This window comes from Blautia caecimuris, assembly GCF_024622975.1.
Classification (GTDB): domain Bacteria; phylum Bacillota; class Clostridia; order Lachnospirales; family Lachnospiraceae; genus Blautia_A; species Blautia_A caecimuris.
This window is the reverse complement of sequence record NZ_JANJZT010000019.1, coordinates 1-22,122: the sequence shown is the minus strand read 5'-3', so window position 1 is coordinate 22,122 and position 22,122 is coordinate 1. Positions and strand designations below refer to the sequence as shown.

Genomic DNA, 22,122 nt, shown 5'->3' with positions numbered 1-22,122 from the left:
TTCCGGGGGCATTCTCTGTACAGACAGCTGTGTGGAAAAACAGCTGCAGGATCATATACAATTCAGTTGTCAGTATGTTACAGGAAAATCCCGATCTGTTCCAGGAATTTTTCCGGATCTTCCATATGGGGAAGATGCCTGGTATGAGGAATCGTAACAGATTCCACAGAAGGATTGATGCTTCGATAGCTGTCTACAACAGCAGCTCCGTTATTTTCAGCTTCTCCTTCAATAATAAAAATACTGTTGTCAATGGACTTTAATGCAGGCAGGATATTAATGTTCATAAAGCGGGAAGCTTTGCTGGCATAGGCTGCCTTTGCCTGACATCCGCCTCTGTGAGCAGCTTCATAATAAGCATCAAGAAGATTCTGATCCATATGGAAGGGATCAAAAACCATGTTTTCAATAAAAAAGTCCGAAGTATTTACTCTGGAAACAATAATGTGATAAACAAGAGTTCCAAATACAGGGATTTCCAGGAAATATTTCAGCAGACGGTCTTTTCTGGACGGCATTTGTGTCAGGTTGCCGGGGGCAGGCGGATTCACAAGAATCAGTCTGTTGAAAAGATTTTTTTCATTGCGGCAGGCCATAACGGCAAAGGAGCCGGAAAAACCGCTTGTGATCACATCTGTTTTTTCTCCGATCACATTTCTGATAAAGTCGCAGATTACCTGTACATAGACGAAATTTGTATAGGTCACTCCCGGCTTTTCAGAGCGTCCGCATCCCAGAAGGTCAATGGTGTATACCGTATGTTCCATGGCAAGCTCTTCTTCGATTCTGTTCCATTCATAGCCGCAGGCTCCGGGAAGCATATCATGGATAAGGAGAACAGGACTTCCGCTTCCTTTTTTTGTATAAAAAATTTCTCCAAAACGCCATTTATAATAGTTACGTCTGTTGGAATCAAGCATTTCCTTCAGAGATGCAGATGCGGCAATGATCTTGTTTGCAATGTGGATGATGGCTGTTGCGGAGGAGAACAGCACTACAAATGTGGTTAGACGGTTCTTGTTTTTCTTCATATGAGACCTCCTTTTCACGTGATCTGACTGCAATTATTATACGCCAAAACAATGCGTTTTACAATGCTATAAAAGAGAAAGAAGCTTTTCTACATCCTCTCTGGAAGTTGCCCAGCTTGTGGCAAATCGAATGACGGTATGTGTATCGTCAGCCTTTTCCCAGAAACTGTATACAACATCATTTTTCAGCTCTTCCAGTCTGCTGTTTTCCATAACCAGAAAAAGCTGATTGGTGGGAGAATTGTTATAAAAGGTATATCCTTTTTGACGAAGTCCTTCCCTCAGAAGAGCTGCTGTTTCAATGGCATTTCTGCCGTTTTCCTTATAAAGATCATCTGAAAAAAGAGCATCAAACTGTATGCCGCAGAGCCTTCCCTTTGCAAGAAGAGCGCCGTGCTGCTTGATCTGAGTAAGAAAATGTGCAGGAGTATTATTTTTTGTAAAAACAACAGCTTCTCCGCACAGAGCGCCGGCTTTGGTACCGCCGATGTAAAAAATATCGCACAGATCAGCAATATCAGGAAGCGACAGTTCATTTTCAGGGCAGGCGAGACCGGTAATGAGACGGGCGCCATCCATATAGAGAGGAAGCTTAAACCGGCGGCATACCTGAGAAAGTTCTTTCAGTTCATCCTTTGTGTAAAGAGTTCCGTATTCAGTAGGATGAGAAATATATACCATTCCCGGAAAAACCATGTGCTCATGGCTGTCATCTCCCAGAAAAGTCTCCATATAGTCTTTCAGTTCCCGGGCGCAGAGCTTTCCGTCATGCTGGGGCAGGGTGAGAACCTTGTGGCCTGTAAATTCAATGGCGCCGGCTTCGTGAACACTTACATGGCCTGTCTCAGCAGCAATCACGCCCTCATAGCTTTTAAGCACAGAGTCGATTACAGTCTGGTTTGTCTGAGTTCCTCCCACCAGAAAATAAACTTCGGCTTCCGGGCATTTACAGAGATCCCGGATTTTATTTTTGGCAAGATCTGTGTAGCGGTCAGAGCCATAGCCGGATAAATGTTCCATATTTGTATCCATAAGCCTCTGAAGAATTTTGGGATGAGCGCCTTCGGAGTAATCGTTTTCAAAGTATAACATAGATAAGCCTCACTTTCCTTTGTGTGTTAAAATCAGATTGCCGCAGGCAGTCTGAAATAAGATTTCCTGTTTGCTACGAAACAGTTTATCACGAATTGAAAAGTGGTACAATACAGGCATTTCTATAATTTTTATAAAAAATTTCCGCACATTTCCAGACGCTGATCCGTTAAACATTATGAGAGGAGGATTTCTGATGCATACAGATCTGGATGAACAATATGACAAAATATACCGGTACTGCTATATGAAATTAAGACATCAGCAGACAGCAGAAGATATTACGCAGGAAACCTTTCTCCGTTTTCTGGAAAATAAAACTTATAAAGATATGGGAAAAGAAATCAGTTATCTGTACAGGATTGCAAGAAACCTCTGTATTGATCAGATAAGAAAACAAAAGAATGAAGCGCTTTCAGAAGAACTTTCCGGCTGTATGGAAAATATTCAGGAGAGGATGGCAGTACATATGGATCTGAGAAAAGCCATAAAAAGTCTGGACGCTCAGGAGCAGGAGCTTGTCTTTCTGCGGTATGTAAACGAGCTTTCCGTTGGAAAAACAGCAGAGATACTGGGGATTTCCAGATTTGCTCTGTACAGAAAGGATAGAGAATGTCTGAAAAAGCTGAAAAAGGAAATGGAGGGATAAGATTGAAACAGAAACTGAAAAAAGAGCTTCAAATGCTGTATCAGCCGCCGGATCCGGTACGAAAACAGGAGTTTTTGCAGAGGATGCCGGAAAGCAGAATGAGTAATATGGAGTTTCTGCGAAGCCAGACAGGATATATAGGCAAATGGAACTGGCTTATTTCAGTAGCGGTATTAACAGGTGGAATCTGCGCCGCATTTGACAAAAACAGAATGTATACAGGTATTCTGGCAGCTATGCTTCCTGTTCTGGCTTTGTCCTTTGTGGCAGAAGGCAGTAGATCTGTACGATATGGGATGGAAGAACTGGAAATGGTATCAAGATTTTCCCTGAAAGCTGTTTTAATGGCAAAATTTATGATTCTTGGACTGGGAAATATGATTGTTCTTGCAGCTCTTTTTCCATTACTGATGTGGAACGGAACATATGAATTTCTTTCTGCCGCCCTGGTTATTCTGTTTCCATATCTTTTATCCTGTTACTGCAATCTTACAATAGTCAGAAAAGTTCGGGGAAAGGAAAGCATATATTACTGCAGCGCAGTTTCTGTATTGATCTGCGGAGCTGTTCTGGTGGTAACTTACAGCAAAATAAATATTTATTCCCTTATGAAACCCCTGGGATGGGTGCTCAGTCTTGTCATACTGGCAATGCTGACCTTCAGGGAATGGAAAATGATATTACTTCAGTCGGAGGAATGGGCATGGAGCTTTTGATTAACAGAGTATCGAAACAGTTCAGAAATAAAATTGCAGTAGACAATATTTCTTTGAATCTGACTCCCGGTGTGTACGGGCTTCTGGGAGCCAACGGAGCCGGAAAAACCACTTTAATGCGAATAATCTGCGGTATTTTAACACCGGACAGAGGGACCATTACGCTGGATGGAAAAGAAGCAGGAGAGGAAGAATACAGGGAAATCCTGGGATATCTTCCGCAGGACTTTGGATATTATCCGGAGTTTACAGGCATGGATTTTTTAATGTATCTGGCAGCCCTGAAAGGAATACCAAAGAGCACAGCAAAAAAACGCTGCCTGGAAATGATTGAACTGACCGGACTGAAAGGTATGGAAAAAAAGAAGATCAAAACATATTCAGGGGGCATGATACGCAGACTGGGAATCGCACAGGCTCTTATTAACCGGCCCAGAATTTTGGTCCTGGATGAGCCTACAGCCGGGCTTGACCCAAAAGAGAGAGTACGGTTCCGTGAAATGATTGCCAGACAGGGAGAAAACAATATTGTTCTTCTTTCCACCCATATTGTGTCGGATGTGGAACAGATTGCAGATAAAATTCTGATGATGAAAGAGGGGCAGCTTATTTTTGAAGGGACCAGACAGGAAACAGGAAGTGATCTGGAAAAGCTTTATCTTGAAAAATTTGGGGAGGTGAAAGGCTGTGAGTGATTTTAAAAGAATCTTAGGGTACGAGTATCTGAAGCTTTTTCGCCGCAAGATCATCTGGATCACCCTTGGAATTATGATATTGCTTTCCGCATTTGTAATATGTATCAGTGATATTGGACTTAATTCAGACGGACAGAATATCATTCAGTATATTCATGAAAACAGACAGAAAGAATTGGAAATTGCAGGAAAACCTGTGGATGACGCTTTGTTTGAAGAATATAAGGATAAAGAATATCCGCATGGTCTGAAGTATTTTTTGTCCTGTTTATTACCCTCAGACCAGATACAGACAAAAAATATAACAGAAGATAATGTATATGGGGAACGCAAGAAGATGCTGAACCGTGATATGGAGGAATATAAGCTGTGGGAAGGAGAAAGGGAATACTGGGAAAATCAGGAAAGCAGAATAAAAGTTCCTTTTACCTATGAAGATACAGCCGGAGAGAGAAAACTCATTGCAGCGTTTTATACAATGGCGGTCATGCAGATTATTTTTGTAGCTGTTGCAGTACCGGCGATATTTGCAGAAGAACATTTTCGAAAAGTAAATCATATTAATTTTTGCTGCAAATATGGAAAGAAAACCCTGTATGCAGCAAAAATCACAGCCGGAGTAACGCTTTCTCTTGGGGGGACCATATGCCTTGTTCTGGCCTGTGCGATCCCTGTTTTGATCCTTTATGGATTCCATGGACTGAATACACAGATACAAATGATATATCCTGCGTGCTCCCATTCTCTTATCATCGGACAGGTACTGGGCATACAGCTTCTCATACTGCTGACAGCAGCAGTTCTGGAATCGGCATTTGCCATGTTCTGTGCAGAAAAATTGAAAAGCAGTACAGGCACTATGGCTGTAATGGTTGGAATCCTTTTGCTATCCATGGCAGTGAATATTCCGGATCAATTTCGTATGGCAAGCCAGTTGTGGCTCTGTATTCCGTCCAATGCCCTGGCAATTTGGAACCTTCTGGACTGCCGCCTGATACCCCTGTTTGGAAAATATTTTACCCAGATGCAGCTTCTGCCAATTATATATGTGGCTCTTGCAGCGCTGCTGGCGGTGGGAGGCTACAGAGGATATAGAAGATATCAGGCGGTAAAGTAAAAAGAGTATGGCATCTGGCATCATTGTTTGCAGTATAGGAGTGTTTGTTGGGCTTTTATATTCATATTCAGTCGAGGTTGCTTTAATGATACACAGAAGATAAGGTGTTTTTCTGTAAAAGCTTATTTAATAACTATGAATAAGTAAATTTGAAAAAGTATACAAAATTATGGTTACTTTGTCTTTGTGAGAGCCGCATATAGAATTTATGATTTCTTTGCGTTTGCATATTACAGATTCTATTGTGCAAAGTTCTGTATTTGCTCATCTATAGTTTACTATAAAAACAAATGATATATCAAGAGTCAGACCCTGCTCAGATCTGGCTCTTGTTATTTATGAAAGCCAGGAGTAACTTCCCAAAAGTGCAGAAAATCAGCATCCTGGCTTTATATCGTGAAATGCATTGATTGATGAATGTTTCTATTCTGCCGGTGCATCATTTCCATAGCCAATAGCTAATATATTAACGGGATCTAGGTGATCTGGTAATGAAAATTCCTGTTTGATTATATCCGGCTTAAAAAAGCATACCCAGACCGCACCTAATCCCAGCTCTGTCGCCTGGAGCATCATGTGATCTGTCAAAATAGCTGCGTCAATATCTGTTGTCTGTTTGTTATCAAAAGGTCGTTTCCACGCTTTTGAATGATCTGCACAAACAATAATCGCTAATGGGGCATTATATATGTTTCCGGCTTTTGCAATACTTTTCAACCGTTCTTTGTCCTGTACAACCAATAATTTAACGGGCTGCAGGTTTGCCGCAGTTGGTGCAACATGAGCACAGGCAAGTATTTTATCCAGCTTTTCTTTTTCTACAGGCTTATTTTTGTAGGCTCTGACGGAATATCTCTTTTTTGCAATATCTAATACATTCATGCTTTTTAATCTCCTTTGTTCTTGTGAATCAGGTCAACCTGTACTATAATTATATCTGTAATACTTTATTAGACAAGAACGCACTATTTTGTAATATACTACCTGAAAAGAAAGTAAGAGAACATTATGGAAAGTAATTGCTGTGGTTTTAATTGCCCCGTTGAAGCAACCATTCAATTAATCGGCGGAAAATATAAGGCTGTCATTTTATGGCACTTAATGAATTAAACATTATGGTACAGTGAGATTCATAAGCGTATTCCAAAAATGCTGGCGCAACAGCTTCGTGAGCTGGAAAAAGATGGATTGATTAACCGTAAGGTTTACCCGGTGGTTCCGCCAAAAACAGAATATTCTTTAACTGAATTTGGAAGAACTTTAACTCCAATTCTTGATGAACTGTGTAACTGGGGTGAAAACTATTTACTTCAAAATGAATTGTAAGCCGTGATAATCAGATCTCATGCTGTGAGCTGTTTATCACGGCGTTTTTAGTGATACTTTAATTTGGGGCTTTTTGTAATCTTATAAACTATAAATGAGTAAATATCGAATCTTACACAATAAAATCCGCAGTATACGGACATAAAAGAAATATTAAGCTCTATATGTGCATTTTATAAAGACAACTTCGTGATGATTTTGTAAACTTTTTCAAATTTGCTCATTTATAGTTATAAATATATTTTTCTTCTTTTAAATGATAAAATACGAAAAAGAGCATAAATTTTTCGCTGGTTTATCTTTGTGAAGCTTACATGTCGAGATTAATGTTTCTTTTGTGGCAGTATATTGCAGATTTTACTGTGTAAAATTTGGCATTAGTTCATTTATAGCTTGTTAAAATATTGCTATCAAAAGCAACGTGATAGAAAATTCTGAAATGAAAAAGTAAAATCTGTATGTGCAAATATGAGAGACTTTCTTATTCGTTTTGTATGGGAAGTTTCTTTTTTATTCAATAGGACTATATAATGAGAAAATGTGAAAAAGCGCACAAAATTCTCGTTATTTTTGTGCGGTGTATATATAGAGTTTTAATTTTCTTTTTTCTTTGCATCCATATTGTATGGATTCTATTATGCAAAACTCTGCATTTGCTCTTTATAGTAATAGAAAATAAAATTTTAATAAAAATATTGACAGAGTTATAAAATGGGTGTATTTTTAAATCGTAAGTAGCAAGTGATAAGTAGATAGTAATCACTTCTATAAACATATGGCATAAAAGACAGTATTTAAAACTCTGAAAGCAGAGATGAAAAAAAATCTTGTTTTTAAAATGCTGAAAGTGCTTTTGAAAGTAGAAGTGTAAAGAAATCTATAATAAATTCAGGAAAAATAGATTCACATCATCTTTGAAAATTACAGAGATTGAAAGCGCCAGGTAAGGTATGAGAAACAAAGTAAAAGGAACAGACTTTGAGAGTTGAAGAGGTTTAAGGAGGAAAAAGAAATGAGAGATTTGTCAATTACTCAGGAATATTTAATTTGTGCAATGCATGGAAAAGGAAAGATTTCAGGATTCAATGTGGAAAAACTGGTGTGTGTGGTTGCCTCCGGTCTTTTAGAACTGAAAATGGAAAATTGTATTGTGCTGGAGAAAAAGAAGGTAAGAGTAACCGGTGAGCTTCCGGCTAAAAAAATGTATCTGAAACCTTTATATAATTTTATAAATCAGCCCAAACCTGTAAAAATAGAAAAAATTATAGAAGAATATAATTATTCATTTTCAGACAGGAAATTAAGGGAGCTTATTGGCGCAGTAGGTACCTCTTTAGAAGAGATGGGACTTGTAAGCATTACAGAATCTGGTATAATTAGTAAACGAAAAAATTATGTTCCTACAAAACAGGCTGTTCATTATGTAGTAGATTTGATCAGATCAGAACTTCTGGAGGATGGAGAAATAACAGAGGACATAGCCTGCCTGGTTGCCCTTCTGGAGAGAAGCAAAATCATGAAAGAATACTTTTCATCTTTTGAACAGAAGGAAATAAGGCATAAGCTGAAAGAAATTGTAAATTCTGATTCCGGACTACTGATAAAAGAAATGATTGATTATATTGAAAATCTTATTGCTATAATGACTGTCCTGACTGTTATGAATACAAATTAAGGAGAATAGATGTGTCAAGACAGAGAAGCATGGAGGTTATTCAGCAATCGGAGTATGTCACGATTGGCGAGCTGGTCAGACTTACAGATATGAGATACAGTACGCTTAAATTTTATACAGAAGAGGGAATGATTTCCTTTGAGCAGGCAGAACACAATCTTACAAGGAGATATAGGAGAGAAGAAAGCCTGGAACGTATTTATTATATCAAATCGTTAAGAGAACAGGGAAAAACAATTCCTGAAATAAAAGAAATTCTGAAAAATAATTAAAAAATAAAGGTATTGTATAAATAATATATCATTATAGAGCACAGATATAACAAAAATTCTTTTGAGTTGAAAACTTTGTATTTACTGGCTACATAGATTTCAAGAAAACATGAGTTGTTGATATTTTATGCTGCCAGTAAATAATAGAATTCAGAGAGGAGCTAAAGAATATCTGTGTTTTAACATTGAAATGAAATAAATGTAATTATATAAGAGGGAATAAATATTTGATTTAAAATAGTATGTCTATAAAAGAATGTTTCACGTGAAACATTCTTTTTTCACTGTTTAGAAGGGGGAATGATGATAACACATATAATGTGTAATAGTTATATCTATAGAGCTTGAAATACTTTGGTGATATATTTTGGATTTTACATAGTAAAATCGGGTACTTGCTTATTTACACCTTATAAACAGAACGCTTATCAAGAATTTTAAATGAGTCGGCGGAGGGAGTTGTTTTGCATTTGAAAAAAAAGGATGTTTCACGTGAAACATTTTTCTCTGATGTGCGTATATGGGGAAATGTCAGATATAAGATAGCGAAACAATCTATAAATAAGTAAATAATAAATTTTATACAATAGCGTTTATAATATGAAGATATAAACAAACTTTTTCTGTACATATAAAATCATACAGAGATAACCTCAGGGAAAGTTTGTACGATTTTTATTTTACTCGTTTATAGATGATCATAAATTCAAAATTATGCTTTGCTTCTATGAAATATATCCATAAAAATTGAAAAATTTTGGTGGTATACTTTAGATTTTGATTGTACTATACGAAATCTGATACTTGTTCATTTACAGCGTATAAGCAAATATTTATCAAAACTGTAAATGGTTATGAGAAAGGGAGGACTTTTGTATTTGAAAAAAGAAGATGTTTCACGTGAAACATTTTTCTCTGACATGCTTATATGGGGAAATATCAGATATAAGATAGCACAATAATCTATAAATAAGTAAATAATGAATTTTATACAATGGAGTTTATAATATGAAGACGTAAACAAACTCTCTTCTGTACATATAAAATTGCACAGAGATAACTCCATAACTCCGGGGAAAGTTTGTACGATTTTTATTTTACTCGTTTATAGATGATCATAAATTCAAAATTATGCTTTGCTTCTATGAAATATATCCATAAAAATTGGAAAATTTTGGTGGTATACTTTAGATTTTGATTCTACTATACGAAATCTGATATCTGTTCATTAAACAAACACTTATCAAAAAATGTAAAGGTCATGAGAAGGGGAGGACTTTTACATTTGAAAAAGAAAGATGTTTCACGTGAAACATTTTTCTCTAATGTGCGTATATGGGGAATGGCACATATAAGATAACACAATAATTTATAAGCAAGTAAACACTAAACCTTATATAATGGGGATTATAATATGTGGACACAAACAATTTTTATATAACACTACACAGAGATACACCCAAGAGAGGCTTGTATGATTTTTAATTTACTTATTACATGGATACTGATAAGTTCAAAATTATGTCGTATTTATTTTATGTAATATATCTATAAAACCTGAAGAATATTAGTGGCATACTTTAGATTTTATTATATAAAACGATAAATGAACAAATACAGAATTTTATATAATAGTACCTGCAATATAAGGACACAAAGAAGCTTTAGATGCTATATGTACATCCCACAAAGATAAGGCAATAAGAATTTTGCGTACTTTTTCAGATTTGCTTATTTAAAGATATAAAATTTATTACTTGTTGATTTAGCGCCTACAAACAGAACACTTATAAAAATTGTAAATAAATCAACAGAGATCAGCTGTTTTTACATTTGAAGAATGAGTATGTTTCACGTGAAACATACTTGTGTAATGCATTTAGATGAGGCATTATCAGTATAAAAATTATAAGCTTTCTATTGCTTTTATAAAGTTCAATTAAATTAATAATGTTTCACGTGAAACTTTGTAAATAAATGGGCACCTACGGGGAAAACATATAAAGGCTTTATTTTATTGCCTTGATATATAAATTATATTATTCTTGATAAATATTTTCATCGGTTTGTATATTATGCCTACTTTAAAAACTAAGTGGTGTCATTGATGTTTTGTGGGATTCTATTCTTATTTAGGGACAGCTACCAGAATAGGGATTGATCGTAAATTACATTAGAGAACTATTGATGAGCAAATTTGAAAAAGTGCGCAAAATCCTCAAAAATTTGTCTTTATAAGATGCGCATATAGAGCTTGATATTTCTTTTATGCTTGTATATGATAGATTCGATTCTATTGTGCAAAATTCTATATTTACTGATTTATAGTTAGAGAATATAAATTTCTATGAGTAAAATGTCATCAAAGATTTTATAGTTATGAAGCAGTAAAATTTATAAATGTGTAAGTATCAGATTTTTAAAAGTGAAAGTTATAATATGCATTGCGGCATATATAAAAGAATTATTAAATTTATATATGACATACAAAGATTAATCAGCGAAAATTTTACGTCCTTTATGTCACTTTTTTAGATTTCATATTTATAGCTGTAAATGCAAACATTTGAAAATGTACACAAATCTTCGTTGTTTGTCTTTATGAGACGTATATATAGAGGTTGACATTTCATTGTGTTCTCATATCACAGATTTTATTATACAAAATTTGTTTTTCATTTTTCTTTAACAACATATAAGCTTTAATGAATCTTTTTTGCTGTATATTACGGAGCTCTTTATTTACAAACGGATATTTGTTTATTTATAGGTGAGTAGGAAATATTGAATTATAAACTGTGCCAGAAAAGTACAAATCTATCTGCTTTAGGTATTCTGCTGTAAAAGAGCAAATTTGAAAAGAGCACAAGCTTTTTTGCTGATTTGTTCTGTCCATGTGAGACTTACATGCTGAGATTAACGATTTTTATGCCCGTATATTGCAGACTCTATTGTGAAAAAATTGGTATCTGTTCAGTTATGGTATTCTGAATAAATTATGATTAAGCAATGATAAAAAATATTTTCTTAAAGTGTATAAAATTGTTGAATATTAACAATAATTAATTTAGAGAGTTTCCTAAAATTTAATGTTTCACGTGAAACATAGAGTGGAACAATACATATAAAAGTGCTATAATGAAAACATCTCTATAATCCCTCAAAAGGAGGAAGAAAATTGGGAAGAATAATAGCGGTAGCTAACCAAAAAGGTGGGGTTGGCAAATCAACAACAGCCATCAATCTGTCAGCCTGCCTTGCGGAAAAAGGGAAAAAAGTTTTAGCAATAGATATTGATCCGCAGGGAAATACAACCAGTGGCCTGGGAGTTGATAAAAATGCAGTGGAGAACACGCTGTATGAGCTTTTGCTGGGACAGGCAGATGCAAAAAGTACAATTGTTAAAAACGTAGTGGAAAATTTGGATTTAATTCCATCCAATGTGAATTTGTCAGGTGCGGAAATAGAACTGATTGGCGTAGATGATAAAGAGTATATTTTAAAAAGAATAACGGACAAAATACGCAGAAAATATGACTATATTATTATGGATTGTCCGCCATCTTTAAATATGCTGACCATTAACGCTTTAACAGCAGCTACATCGGTTCTTGTGCCAATACAGTGTGAATATTATGCTTTGGAGGGTTTATCTCAGCTGATACATACAATTGATCTGGTAAAAGAAAGATTAAACAAACGTCTTGTTATGGAAGGCGTTGTGTTTACTATGTATGATGCCAGAACAAACTTATCTTTGCAGGTAGTGGAAAATGTTAAGGATAATCTTCAGCAGAATATTTATAAGACAATTATTCCCAGGAATGTAAGACTTGCGGAAGCCCCCAGTTATGGACAGCCAATCACTATTTATGACTCACGCTCCGCAGGAGCAGAAAGCTATCGTTTGTTAGCAGAAGAAGTAATAAACAGGGAGGGTGAATGATGGCAGTAAAAAAATCCGGGCTTGGAAGAGGTCTTGATGCGCTTTTTCCGGAAAAGTCTGTTCCTTCAAAATCAGGAGCAAAGGATACAAAAGAAAAAACAGCAGTTCATCCTGTGAAAACCTCTGAAAAGAAAGAAGAAAAAACAGCAGGCGGTCCAGTAATTGTAAAAATCTCAAAAGTGGAGCCAAATCGTGAACAGCCACGTAAAAAGTTTGATGAGGATGCATTATTGGAGTTATCTGAATCAATAAAACAATATGGAATTTTGCAGCCGCTTCTTGTATCTGATAAGAAGAGCTATTTTGAGATCATAGCTGGTGAAAGACGTTGGAGAGCTGCAAAAATGGCTGGATTAAAAGAAGTTCCTGTTGTAATAAAAGAGTTTTCAGATCAGGAGATTGTTGAAATTTCTCTGATTGAAAATATACAGAGAGAAGATTTGAATCCGGTAGAAGAGGCTCAGGCATATAAGCGTTTAATTGAAGAATTTCATTTAAAACAGGATGAGATTGCGGAACGGGTTTCAAAGAGCCGGACAGCAGTAACAAATTCTCTTCGTCTTTTGAAACTTTCACCGCGGGTTCAGGAAATGGTTGTGGATGAAATGATATCTGCCGGACATGCCCGTGCAATTCTGGGGATTTCTGACTTTGAAACACAAGAAATGATCGCTTTAAAAGTATTTGATCATAAACTGAGTGTTCGTGAGACAGAAGCTCTTGTGCGGAAGATTTTGAAACCTTCACGTCAGAAAGAGACAGTTTCAAACTCAGCAGAGGATGCTGTTTACGAAAGTCTGGAAGAAAAAATGAAAGGAATCACAGGTACAAGAGTATTTATTCACAGAAAGAAGAATAATAAAGGCAAAATAGAAATCGAGTATTACTCCAGAGAAGACCTGGAACGGATCATTGATCTGTTTGAGTCTATTGGATAAAAGGGGGATCAGATCATATGAGTGCTATTTTTGAAAATATAGGAATTGATCCCGGAATTATTATTATCATACTTTTGATTATTGTAATTATTTTGATTGGAAGTATGATAAGCTATAGTTTGAGACTGAGCAGGCTGGAGAGAAAATATAAGATGTTTATGAAGGGCAGCGATGCACAGTCACTGGAAAAGACATTTATGAGAAAATTTGCACAGATTGACCGGCTCTATGAGGCAAAGGAAAATCATGAGCAGACAATAAAGTCGATTGTCAAAAATTTCAGAGTGATCTTCAGCAAGTATGGAGTAGAAAAATACGATGCTTTTGATGACGTAGGCGGCAAACTCAGCTTTGCGCTTGCTCTTCTTGATAAAGAAAATACAGGTCTGATCTTAAATGCGGTTCACAGTCGCGATAACTGTTTCCTTTATCTGAAGGAAATTGTAAAAGGTGAATCTTATGTAATGCTCAGCCAGGAAGAAGTTGAGGCATTAAGAAAAGCTGTCAATTTTGGACTGGGAGAACTGGAAGAGGATGAAACTGACAAATTAAATTAAAAGTTAAATTTTGAGGAGGAAAATCATGTTAGATATCAAGTTTGTAAGAGAAAATCCGGAGATCGTAAAACAGAATATAAGGAATAAATTCCAGGACAGCAAGCTGGAACTGGTAGACAAGGTTCTGGAGCTGGACAAAGAAAACAGAGCCATTAAGCAGGAGGTTGAGGCGTTAAGAGCTGAGAGAAATAAAATTTCCAAACAGATTGGCGCTCTGATGGGACAGGGAAAACGCGAAGAGGCAGAGGAAATTAAAAAGCAGGTGGCTGCTTCCGGAGCACGTATTGATGAACTTTCTGCAAGAGAAAAAGAAGTAGAAGAAGAGCTTCTGAAGGATATGATGGTAATTCCGAATATCATTGATCCTACAGTACCTATTGGAAAAGATGACAGTGAAAACGTTGAGGTTGAAAAATTCGGAGAGCCGGTTGTTCCTGATTTTGAGATCCCGTATCACACAGAAATCATGGAAAACTTTGATGGAATTGATCTGGACAGTGCCAGAAGAGTTGCAGGAAACGGATTTTATTATCTGATGGGAGATATTGCCAGACTTCACTCCGCAGTAATTTCCTATGCCCGTGATTTTATGATCAACAGAGGATTTACCTACTGTGTACCGCCTTTTATGATCCGCAGCAACGTGGTAACAGGTGTAATGAGCTTTGCGGAAATGGATGCTATGATGTATAAAATTGAGGGTGAAGATCTTTACCTTATTGGAACAAGTGAGCATTCTATGATCGGTAAATTTATTGACCAGATCATTCCGGAGCAGGAGCTTCCAAAAACTCTTACCAGCTATTCCCCATGCTTCCGTAAAGAAAAAGGAGCTCATGGTCTTGAGGAAAGAGGCGTTTATCGCATTCACCAGTTTGAGAAGCAGGAAATGATTGTTGTATGCAAGCCAGAAGACAGCAAAATGTGGTTTGAAAAATTATGGCAGAATACAGTTGATCTGTTCCGTTCTCTGGATATTCCGGTTCGTACACTGGAATGCTGCTCCGGCGATCTGGCTGATCTGAAAGTGAAATCCATAGACGTAGAGGCATGGTCTCCAAGACAGAAGAAATACTTTGAGGTAGGAAGTTGCTCCAACCTTGGCGATGCTCAGGCTCGTCGTCTGAAGATCCGTGTCAATGGTGAGGATGGAAAGAAATATCTTGCTCATACATTAAATAATACAGTAGTAGCACCGCCGAGAATGCTGATTGCTTTCCTTGAAAACAATCTGAATGCAGATGGTTCTGTAAACATTCCGGAAGCACTTCAGCCATACATGGGCGGTATGAAAAAGATTGAGAAAAAGACCCGTGCATAAAACGGGTATGGAGGTGTTTTTGTGCACAGTTATCTGAGGGCGGTTGGTTTTTCCAAAGTCAGAAGCAGGGAAGAGATAAAAGAAATTATCGGAGATACTGTAAGGAACTATGATGAAAAAATAGCTGTTGAAGATCATCCGGATGGCATTTTTACAGAGTTTTCAAAGAATTATGGATGTGACTGCGGTATTACAGTGTGTGGTCAGTATGACGAATATAATCGTTTTCATGTGGATTACTATTTCCCGTTTTTCAGAGGAACCGGAATTACCACCCAGGAGCAGGTAACTGTGGAAAGACATCTGGACAGAGAGTCATTTGCAGGAGCCTGTGATGACCTGAGAATAGGAATTACTTTGATTTTTTATCTTCAGAATGCTGCAGAATATCTACAGGAAAAGGGAAAAGAGAATCTGGGTGCACAGCCGGTGACTTTGACTGGACTTGCAGAAGAAGGACGGGTTTTACTTCCTGCAATGAAAGATAAAGAAGCAGTAAAAGTGGAAAAAGAGGTTATGAAAAACAGAAGCAATCTGATTGCAGCTGCCAGAGATGGAGACGAAGAAGCAATGGAAAGTCTTACAATGGAGGATATGGATACATACTCCATGATTTCTCAGAGAATTGCAACAGAGGATCTTTTTTCCATAGTAGAATCCTATTTTATGCCATATGGAATTCAGTGCGATCAGTACAGTATTCTGGGAGAAATTCTGGATGTTCATACATTCAAAAATATTTTGACAGGAGAAGAAATTGTACAGATGACTGTCGAATGCAATAATATGCAGTTTGATGTCTGTATTAACAGAGAAGACCTTTTAGGCGAGCCAACTATAGGAAGAAGGCTGAGAGCCAATATCTGGCTTCAGGGACAGGTACATTTTTAGAACAGTAACAATATTTCTAAATTCCTGAAAAATTAATTATACTCTTGTAATTTTAATCAGGATATAGTACAATTTCAATTAGACAATACAGTATACCAGATGGTACATAGATACCATCTGGTATACTGAAAAAGAAAAGGCTTAGACTGATGGATAATTCAGACACTGACTGCGAAAGCAGAAATCATCGAAAAATCTTGATTTTAAGCCCAAAACAGATATTTGTTTCCTTAGTTAAATGGATATAACAAGCGCCTCCTAAGGGCTAGTTGGAGCAATCGCCTTTTGATATGATAACCAGATAAATTTGAATAGATTTTTGAAAATGTCCCAGTACCTCAGCAGGATAGAGGGTCCGCCTCCTAAGCGGAACGCCGCAGGTTCGACTCCTGTCTGGGACGCCACAAACAACGCTGAAAGCCTTGATTTTTCTAGGTTTTCAGCTTTTTTAATTTTGGCGTTTCTATCCTAGCTGAAAAGGGGAGCTATTTTTCTTTATGACTTCAATTCGATACTTTATAAAGACTTTTTAAGGAAGTAGGTTTGCTAACACTTTTTTATTTTTGATGAAAAAATGCTGGATTTTTGAAAATTTGCTAACACTTTTGAAAAATTACTTATTGAGTGTTTGCTTTAAAAGCTGTTCTTTCATCTCTGGCGAAAGGGATTTAAGCAGTTTAAGCAGTTCCATATCGCTGTCTGAAATGCCAGTATCTTGCTGTTGGTTACTGGTATCTTCGTCGAGAGTGGAATAAAATTCTTTGTCCATTTTCTGTGCGTTGAAACGTCTGTCCTCGTCAATGATTTTGGAATAAACATCTGTAACCATTTCTGCTTCAGCATGTCCTGTATCACCCTGTACGGATTTTACATCACCGTTTGTCATTTTCAGTTTGTAGCCTGTACTCAAATGACGTAAGCTGTGGAATACCACAATTTCAAAGTCATTTTCTTCACAGAGCTTTTGAAACCTATCTCTGACAATGCGGCTTTCTACGGGATTTCCGTTTTCTAAAGCAATGACAAGGTTATAATCGTTATATGCACTACCGAGAAATTCTTTCAATTCCTGCTGGTCTTTTTTGTACTGTACCAATAGCTGTGCAACAGTTCTAGGCAGCCAGACAGTTCTGTTACTTGTTTCTGTTTTTGGTGTTTTCAAAACAAGCCTTGTCGTACAATGAGGTTTCTGTGTAGGAAAGATTTTAATAATGTCTTTTTCTTTCAATTTTTGCATAGCCGCAGCATTTACTCTTGAAAGCTCCTTGTTGATGATTACCCTTGCATTATCCGTAGCAATGGATTCTTCATCAATAATCACATCTTCCCATGTAAGACCCGTAATTTCACCAATACGCATTGAACAGGAAAAAGCTAAGTGCATACAGATGGAAAGTAAATCATCTTCCGCAGCCTGTACCGCTTGACGGAATGTCTGTATACTCCACACTTTACGTCTGACTTTTGGAACTTTTGGTAAAGTCGCCAATGACGCAGGATTTCTCTTGCTTGTGTCTATGTACTCCCAACGGATAGCTTGATTCAAGGCGCAGCGGATAATATCATGTATCTTTTTGATGTTCGCAGGCTGTACACAGCGACCAGTTGCTTTTCTGTTTGAACGAGGTACTTCTGGTACGCTCAACAAATCATTGTAGTATTTTGATAAGCTTTTTGTTGTAATCTCATTGAGTTTCCAATCGCCAATAATCGGATTGATATAATTCTCAATACTGCTTACCTTACTGCTGAATGTGCTAGGCGACCACTTAGATGTACCGTAGAGATTGACGAAAATTTTTAGGAAATCACGCAATGTAATTTCTTCGTCAACAACTTCCAGCTCTTTTTTTGAATCTTCAATTTGGCGTGCAAATTGTTCCTCTAAAGGAACTAATACATAACCATATTTTTCTTGATAGTATTCTACAAAAGCTTTTCGCTGCTTTGCCTCTTTTCTTGTTTCCAGCGTGTCCCATTTTTGTTTTCTCTTACCCGTATTGTCTAAGTACCAGTAAATAACGGAAAAAGTTGATTTTCTTTGTTTGATTGTAGCCATAATTCTCTCCTTAATAGTCAAATTTGATTTAACCATTTATCGAAAGAAACTTTTGATACTCGTATGACTTTACCAACACGAACATAATGAAACTGACCACTTTTTACCAATGAATAAGCTGCTTTCTTGCTAACACTCAGTTGTTCAGCAATTTCCTCCACTGTATAAGTCTTTTTTTCCTTTTTTAGAGGGTGTGCATTTTGTGTATCACTTGTCACTAAAAAGACTCCTTTCTTTGTGACAGCAACAAAATCCACTCGCTTAATGAAAATTATTATAGCATAACTTTATAAAAAGCGAACGTACATTTTGCTGCTATAAATATCTTTTTTCTAACAATCAAATAGCTCTGGAAAAGCTCACTGGATTTTTACCATTCCCATTCTGATGGGCGAACCGTGTCATACGGGTGTATCATTATACAGATATACAGGTCATGGCATGGCGACCATTCCAAAAGTCGCTTACGGATCATTGCATGAATCGCTCACTTTGTTTTGAAAGGTCATGGCGTACAATATCCGTCGGCTCGCTGCATATCAAACGTATCTGATTGTTTATTCAGTTTTCAAAGACCACTCGACTGTGTTTGCCAGTCTATGAAAATCTACTATACGATAATAGACTTTCATAGAATGACAAGCAGAGGGAAAGAGAGAAAAGCTCTGCCCGTCAGAATTGTTAAACTACAATAATCTCAAAGTTTGCAATCATATCCATAACCGCAGCCTGTATTCTGCCTTTTAGTTCAGAATCGACTACCATATAGACATTACCGTACTCATCGTACAACTTGCGTAGGCTCAACTTTGATATGTAACCGTCATAGAAATTTAAAATTTCCTGTATTGCGGTTTCATCACCATTGGTAGCCGCCACAATCACAGCAAACGGTATACGTTTTGTGTTGTTCTCCACACTTATTCCTCCTCCATCATTTTTCGTATTTCTTCCAGAGTGCTTGTCCTGTGACGGTAAACAGTGGAGCGAACCACGTTCATAAGCTCTCCGATTTCTGTGTCAGACATATCCATAAAGTATGACAACAAAATAATATTGCGCTTTCTCTCTGGTAAACATTTAAGAGCTTTGCTTAACTGGTCGTCAGATACTTGTACTTCCATGCCAAGAACATTGAACACGGTATAATCGCAGGAATAATTATCGTAAACGCCAGCTTTATTCAATTCCAAATCTGATACATCAGAGAAAGGAATTTCATGCTGCAAACGTCTTGAAATGCTGCGCTTATACTTCATTGCTGCTCTCTTAATGACTTTTTTCGTAAGGCAATCAAACTGTGCTTGAATAGCCTGCTCGAAAGAAGATGACTTCATATTTTCACCTCCTTTCTGCGTGAGAGTGAGTGAGGGTTGTTTTCCCTCTATCCCCCTTTCCGCACAGTAGCTACCCACGCAGCAGCTATTTGTTGCACTTTCAGAAAAGAATTTGAAAAATATTTTTAAACAACAAAAAAGCACAAGAGCATGATGGAAATGCTGTTCTTGTGCTTTAAGAATTATTCCTGTTATATGATGTAAAAAAACACATTCAAAAGTAGACTGTACCGTTGTATAAGCTAAGATTTTTTTGACAGTAACGGATAAATCGAAGAATATCGTCTACATAGTATTTTCAATGCGGCTACCTCCTAGAGCCGCTGAATCAAAACTAATATATTGTTTTATGCTGAGAAAAAGAAAAAAGCGGCTTTTAACCGCTATCCAAATAGAAATGAAATATTTGCACGCAAAAGTGGTACTGCCGATAGCGGTTTTTTTTATTTGCCGCTAGGTAGCACTTTTTGACTTTGATACGCATAATAGGAACTGATAAACCAAACGATACGTTTTACTGTACCTGTCAGAAAATCAATAGGAACAGTAAAATGTGGTGAGGTGATTACATATGCGTAAAAAAGAAGATAAATACGATTTTAGAGCTTTTGGTCTTGCTATCAAAAAAGCTCGTATGAAAAAAGGGTTGACCCGTGAACAGGTGGGAGCAATGATTGAGATTGACCCTCGTTACCTAACAAATATCGAGAACAAAGGGCAGCACCCAAGTTTACAGGTATTCTATGACCTTGTTTCATTACTGGAAGTTTCCGTTGATGAATTTTTCCTGCCTGCGTCTGATCTGGTGAAAAGCACCAGAAGACGACAGTTGGAAAAACAGCTTGATAGCTTATCCGATAAAGATTTAATTATCATGGAAAGCGTTGCTGACGGAATCATAAAATCTAAAGAAGTGGAGGCCGAGTAATCCTCCGCTTTTTAGTTTTCAAATAAAATAAGCCGATAACCCAAGAATCTTTTTTCATTCTCGGTGTTATCGGCTCTGCGTCTTAGCGTCTGGCTCTGTTATTACTCTAATTTTAAATTTATTTACATCAATTAGACTTTCCTGTCGGCATTTTGGACAATACAATGGAAAATTTTTTAACTCTGTATCATTTCTTATCTGTAGTCTTGTCTTATTACCACATACAGGACATAAAATCCATTTGCATTTAGATTTCATTTCATTCTCTCCTTATATGATTTTTATATTATTAAGTGCATATTCGACTTCTTTTTTTTGTAAAATACTGTATTTTTTTAAAAAATCTATTAATTTTTTCTTCCATTCAACACCACAATCTAATTCACTGTATAATTCATCATCTAAAGAACATTTTTGATTAAATACTCCCAAGTCTGGAATTAGAGCTTTTATTATTATTGCTATATCATTAGGTGTAAGTGTTGAAAAGTATAAATTATACTCGTTTCCAACAAAAATATCATTTTCCAGTAAGTCAAATAAATCATATATGTTTATTTTAATATTTTGAAGATATATGATTTTTTCTTCTATGTCCGTTAGCGATTGAATGTGTGTTAATATTTTCAAAAAGTGTTGATTACTTTGAATAGAATTAAGTAGAATAACATTTGAAGTTTTATATGCTTTTCGATAAATTAGTAATTCAAAATCATCATTTATAAATGATTCAAATTTTTTCTTTATTTCATTTTTAAATCTCCAAATATACTTACTCATTTCATCTGGTAATGAGGAACAGATAAGTTTCAAAGCATATTCTATATCTTTTGACATATCTACTGAATTTTCTAATCTGTTCTTTATTCTGCCAATATCCGTTTCTTCAAGAAGTATGCCCGAACTATTGTACAAAAGAATATGACATATATCTTGATAGAGCACTAATTCAAAAATATTGATTCCCAAATAATAAATAGGAATACCTTTTAAATCTTCAAACTGTTGAACCAATTCAGGCAATTCTTTGTAAAATTTAAAACAAAAAGCATTTTCAATGGAAAAGCATTTTAAATAATATAACGCTAAGTCACTTCCTTTAAGATTATACATATCGTGATATAGCGGCAGCCCATCATACAAAGGATAATCTAAATCTCCTGCAATATAACAATAATTGAATATGGCATAATACTTCTTTAATGATTGCAAAAAATCAGGTATCTGTTCATAGAGGATACTGGAATATCTTTCATTATTGATTGGTAGCTTTTGGTTCTTTAATTGTTCTAAAATTTCTTGAATTAATAAAATATCTTTTTTTACACATTCTAAACCACTGTTAAAATAATCTCTTATATTTTTAGTTTTCAAGCAATAGTAAGATTGATTATCTTCATTAAATCCATGAATAAACATATAATTTATGGTATCCCAAATCCGAATAAAGTCGTTTTTATCTAGTGAGGTACTAGTATAGAATAAATTAAATTTATGCTATATATTTTTGAGATGATGTATGGTAAAATAGTGTTATCAAAGAAAGGATGATCGCTATGAGAAAAACATATC

The 22,122-nt window shown here is 36.1% G+C and carries 20 protein-coding genes, 1 tRNA gene and 2 pseudogenes; 14 read left to right on the top strand and 9 right to left on the bottom strand.

What is annotated here, in order from left to right; genetic code table 11:
- Window positions 1–77 precede the first annotated feature (77 nt).
- Window positions 78–1,031, bottom strand: coding sequence for an alpha/beta fold hydrolase (locus NSA57_RS12320; protein WP_147598873.1), 954 nt, complete (start codon window positions 1,029–1,031; stop codon window positions 78–80).
- Between the two features lie 66 nt (window positions 1,032–1,097).
- Entirely contained in the window at window positions 1,098–2,123 is a 1,026-nt protein-coding gene (locus NSA57_RS12315; protein ID WP_257464985.1) for a threonine aldolase family protein, read from the bottom strand.
- 196 nt (window positions 2,124–2,319) lie between these two features.
- On the opposite strand from NSA57_RS12315, the gene NSA57_RS12310 reads away from it, so the two are divergent.
- Genes NSA57_RS12310 through NSA57_RS12295 form a run of 4 tightly spaced genes read left to right on the top strand, consistent with a single transcriptional unit; the run spans window position 2,320 to window position 5,300 of the window.
- Window positions 2,320–2,772: an RNA polymerase sigma factor gene (locus tag NSA57_RS12310; protein ID WP_173752912.1), complete on the top strand. Its 453-nt coding sequence runs from the start codon at window positions 2,320–2,322 to the stop codon at window positions 2,770–2,772.
- 2 nt (window positions 2,773–2,774) lie between these two features.
- Window positions 2,775–3,488: a hypothetical protein gene (locus NSA57_RS12305; RefSeq protein ID WP_257464984.1), complete on the top strand. Its 714-nt coding sequence runs from the start codon at window positions 2,775–2,777 to the stop codon at window positions 3,486–3,488.
- Entirely contained in the window at window positions 3,476–4,183 is a 708-nt protein-coding gene (locus tag NSA57_RS12300) for an ABC transporter ATP-binding protein (RefSeq protein WP_306814104.1), read from the top strand. The genes NSA57_RS12305 and NSA57_RS12300 overlap by 13 nt, the downstream gene beginning before the upstream one ends.
- Window positions 4,176–5,300, top strand: a complete 1,125-nt coding sequence (locus NSA57_RS12295) for a hypothetical protein (RefSeq protein WP_257464983.1) — start codon at window positions 4,176–4,178, stop codon at window positions 5,298–5,300. Before NSA57_RS12300 ends, NSA57_RS12295 begins: the two co-directional genes overlap by 8 nt.
- 423 nt (window positions 5,301–5,723) lie before the next feature.
- On the opposite strand, the gene NSA57_RS12290 is transcribed toward NSA57_RS12295, so the two are convergent.
- On the bottom strand, window positions 5,724–6,182 hold the full coding sequence (locus NSA57_RS12290; protein WP_257464982.1) for a nitroreductase family protein: 459 nt from the start codon (window positions 6,180–6,182) through the stop codon (window positions 5,724–5,726).
- A gap of 126 nt (window positions 6,183–6,308) precedes the next feature.
- Between NSA57_RS12290 and NSA57_RS19805 the strand changes: the two are divergent.
- The 9 genes and pseudogenes from NSA57_RS19805 to NSA57_RS12245 all read left to right on the top strand — a co-directional run bounded on the left by NSA57_RS19805 (window position 6,309) and on the right by NSA57_RS12245 (window position 16,630).
- Window positions 6,309–6,626 (top strand): annotated as a pseudogene (locus NSA57_RS19805) (winged helix-turn-helix transcriptional regulator).
- A 1,012-nt stretch (window positions 6,627–7,638) separates the two neighbouring features.
- Entirely contained in the window at window positions 7,639–8,301 is a 663-nt protein-coding gene (locus NSA57_RS12280; protein ID WP_257464981.1) for a GOLPH3/VPS74 family protein, read from the top strand.
- 29 nt (window positions 8,302–8,330) lie between these two features.
- Window positions 8,331–8,573: a helix-turn-helix domain-containing protein gene (locus NSA57_RS12275; RefSeq protein WP_138271630.1), complete on the top strand. Its 243-nt coding sequence runs from the start codon at window positions 8,331–8,333 to the stop codon at window positions 8,571–8,573.
- 3,178 nt (window positions 8,574–11,751) lie between these two features.
- A complete protein-coding gene (locus NSA57_RS12270) occupies window positions 11,752–12,519 on the top strand; it encodes a ParA family protein (protein WP_257464980.1) in 768 nt (255 codons plus the stop codon).
- The gene (locus NSA57_RS12265) at window positions 12,519–13,457 is read left to right on the top strand and encodes a ParB/RepB/Spo0J family partition protein (RefSeq protein ID WP_022066554.1); all 939 of its coding nucleotides are present in this window, start codon (window positions 12,519–12,521) and stop codon (window positions 13,455–13,457) included. Before NSA57_RS12270 ends, NSA57_RS12265 begins: the two co-directional genes overlap by 1 nt.
- Before the next feature lie 17 nt (window positions 13,458–13,474).
- On the top strand, window positions 13,475–14,014 hold the full coding sequence (locus tag NSA57_RS12260) for a DUF4446 family protein (RefSeq protein ID WP_022066553.1): 540 nt from the start codon (window positions 13,475–13,477) through the stop codon (window positions 14,012–14,014).
- Between the two features lie 25 nt (window positions 14,015–14,039).
- A complete protein-coding gene (gene serS / locus NSA57_RS12255) occupies window positions 14,040–15,335 on the top strand; it encodes a serine--tRNA ligase (protein ID WP_022066552.1) in 1,296 nt (431 codons plus the stop codon).
- Between the two features lie 21 nt (window positions 15,336–15,356).
- Window positions 15,357–16,226, top strand: coding sequence for a DUF3881 family protein (locus NSA57_RS12250; protein ID WP_147598867.1), 870 nt, complete (start codon window positions 15,357–15,359; stop codon window positions 16,224–16,226).
- 327 nt (window positions 16,227–16,553) lie between these two features.
- Window positions 16,554–16,630: transfer RNA gene (locus tag NSA57_RS12245), tRNA-Arg, on the top strand.
- 209 nt (window positions 16,631–16,839) lie between these two features.
- Here the strand turns inward: NSA57_RS12245 and NSA57_RS12240 are convergent.
- From NSA57_RS12240 to NSA57_RS12225, 4 genes are all read right to left on the bottom strand, one after another.
- The gene (locus NSA57_RS12240) at window positions 16,840–18,285 is read right to left on the bottom strand and encodes a site-specific integrase (protein WP_257464979.1); all 1,446 of its coding nucleotides are present in this window, start codon (window positions 18,283–18,285) and stop codon (window positions 16,840–16,842) included.
- A gap of 17 nt (window positions 18,286–18,302) precedes the next feature.
- Complete coding sequence (locus NSA57_RS12235; protein ID WP_226910357.1) at window positions 18,303–18,503, bottom strand: helix-turn-helix domain-containing protein; 201 nt, start codon at window positions 18,501–18,503, stop codon at window positions 18,303–18,305.
- A gap of 463 nt (window positions 18,504–18,966) precedes the next feature.
- Window positions 18,967–19,203, bottom strand: coding sequence for a helix-turn-helix domain-containing protein (locus NSA57_RS12230; protein ID WP_118263946.1), 237 nt, complete (start codon window positions 19,201–19,203; stop codon window positions 18,967–18,969).
- A gap of 2 nt (window positions 19,204–19,205) precedes the next feature.
- The gene (locus NSA57_RS12225; RefSeq protein ID WP_217312504.1) at window positions 19,206–19,622 is read right to left on the bottom strand and encodes a sigma-70 family RNA polymerase sigma factor; all 417 of its coding nucleotides are present in this window, start codon (window positions 19,620–19,622) and stop codon (window positions 19,206–19,208) included.
- Between the two features lie 571 nt (window positions 19,623–20,193).
- Between NSA57_RS12225 and NSA57_RS12220 the strand changes: the two genes are divergently transcribed.
- On the top strand, window positions 20,194–20,550 hold the full coding sequence (locus tag NSA57_RS12220; RefSeq protein WP_257464978.1) for a helix-turn-helix domain-containing protein: 357 nt from the start codon (window positions 20,194–20,196) through the stop codon (window positions 20,548–20,550).
- Between the two features lie 66 nt (window positions 20,551–20,616).
- Here the strand turns inward: NSA57_RS12220 and NSA57_RS12215 are convergent, their stop codons facing one another.
- Together NSA57_RS12215 and NSA57_RS12210 are read right to left on the bottom strand one after the other, a co-directional pair.
- Complete coding sequence (locus NSA57_RS12215) at window positions 20,617–20,808, bottom strand: cysteine-rich KTR domain-containing protein (protein WP_217312502.1); 192 nt, start codon at window positions 20,806–20,808, stop codon at window positions 20,617–20,619.
- Between the two features lie 12 nt (window positions 20,809–20,820).
- Window positions 20,821–22,014, bottom strand: a pseudogene (locus NSA57_RS12210) (DUF6179 domain-containing protein); the annotation flags it as partial.
- Between the last annotated feature and the right edge of the window lie 108 nt (window positions 22,015–22,122).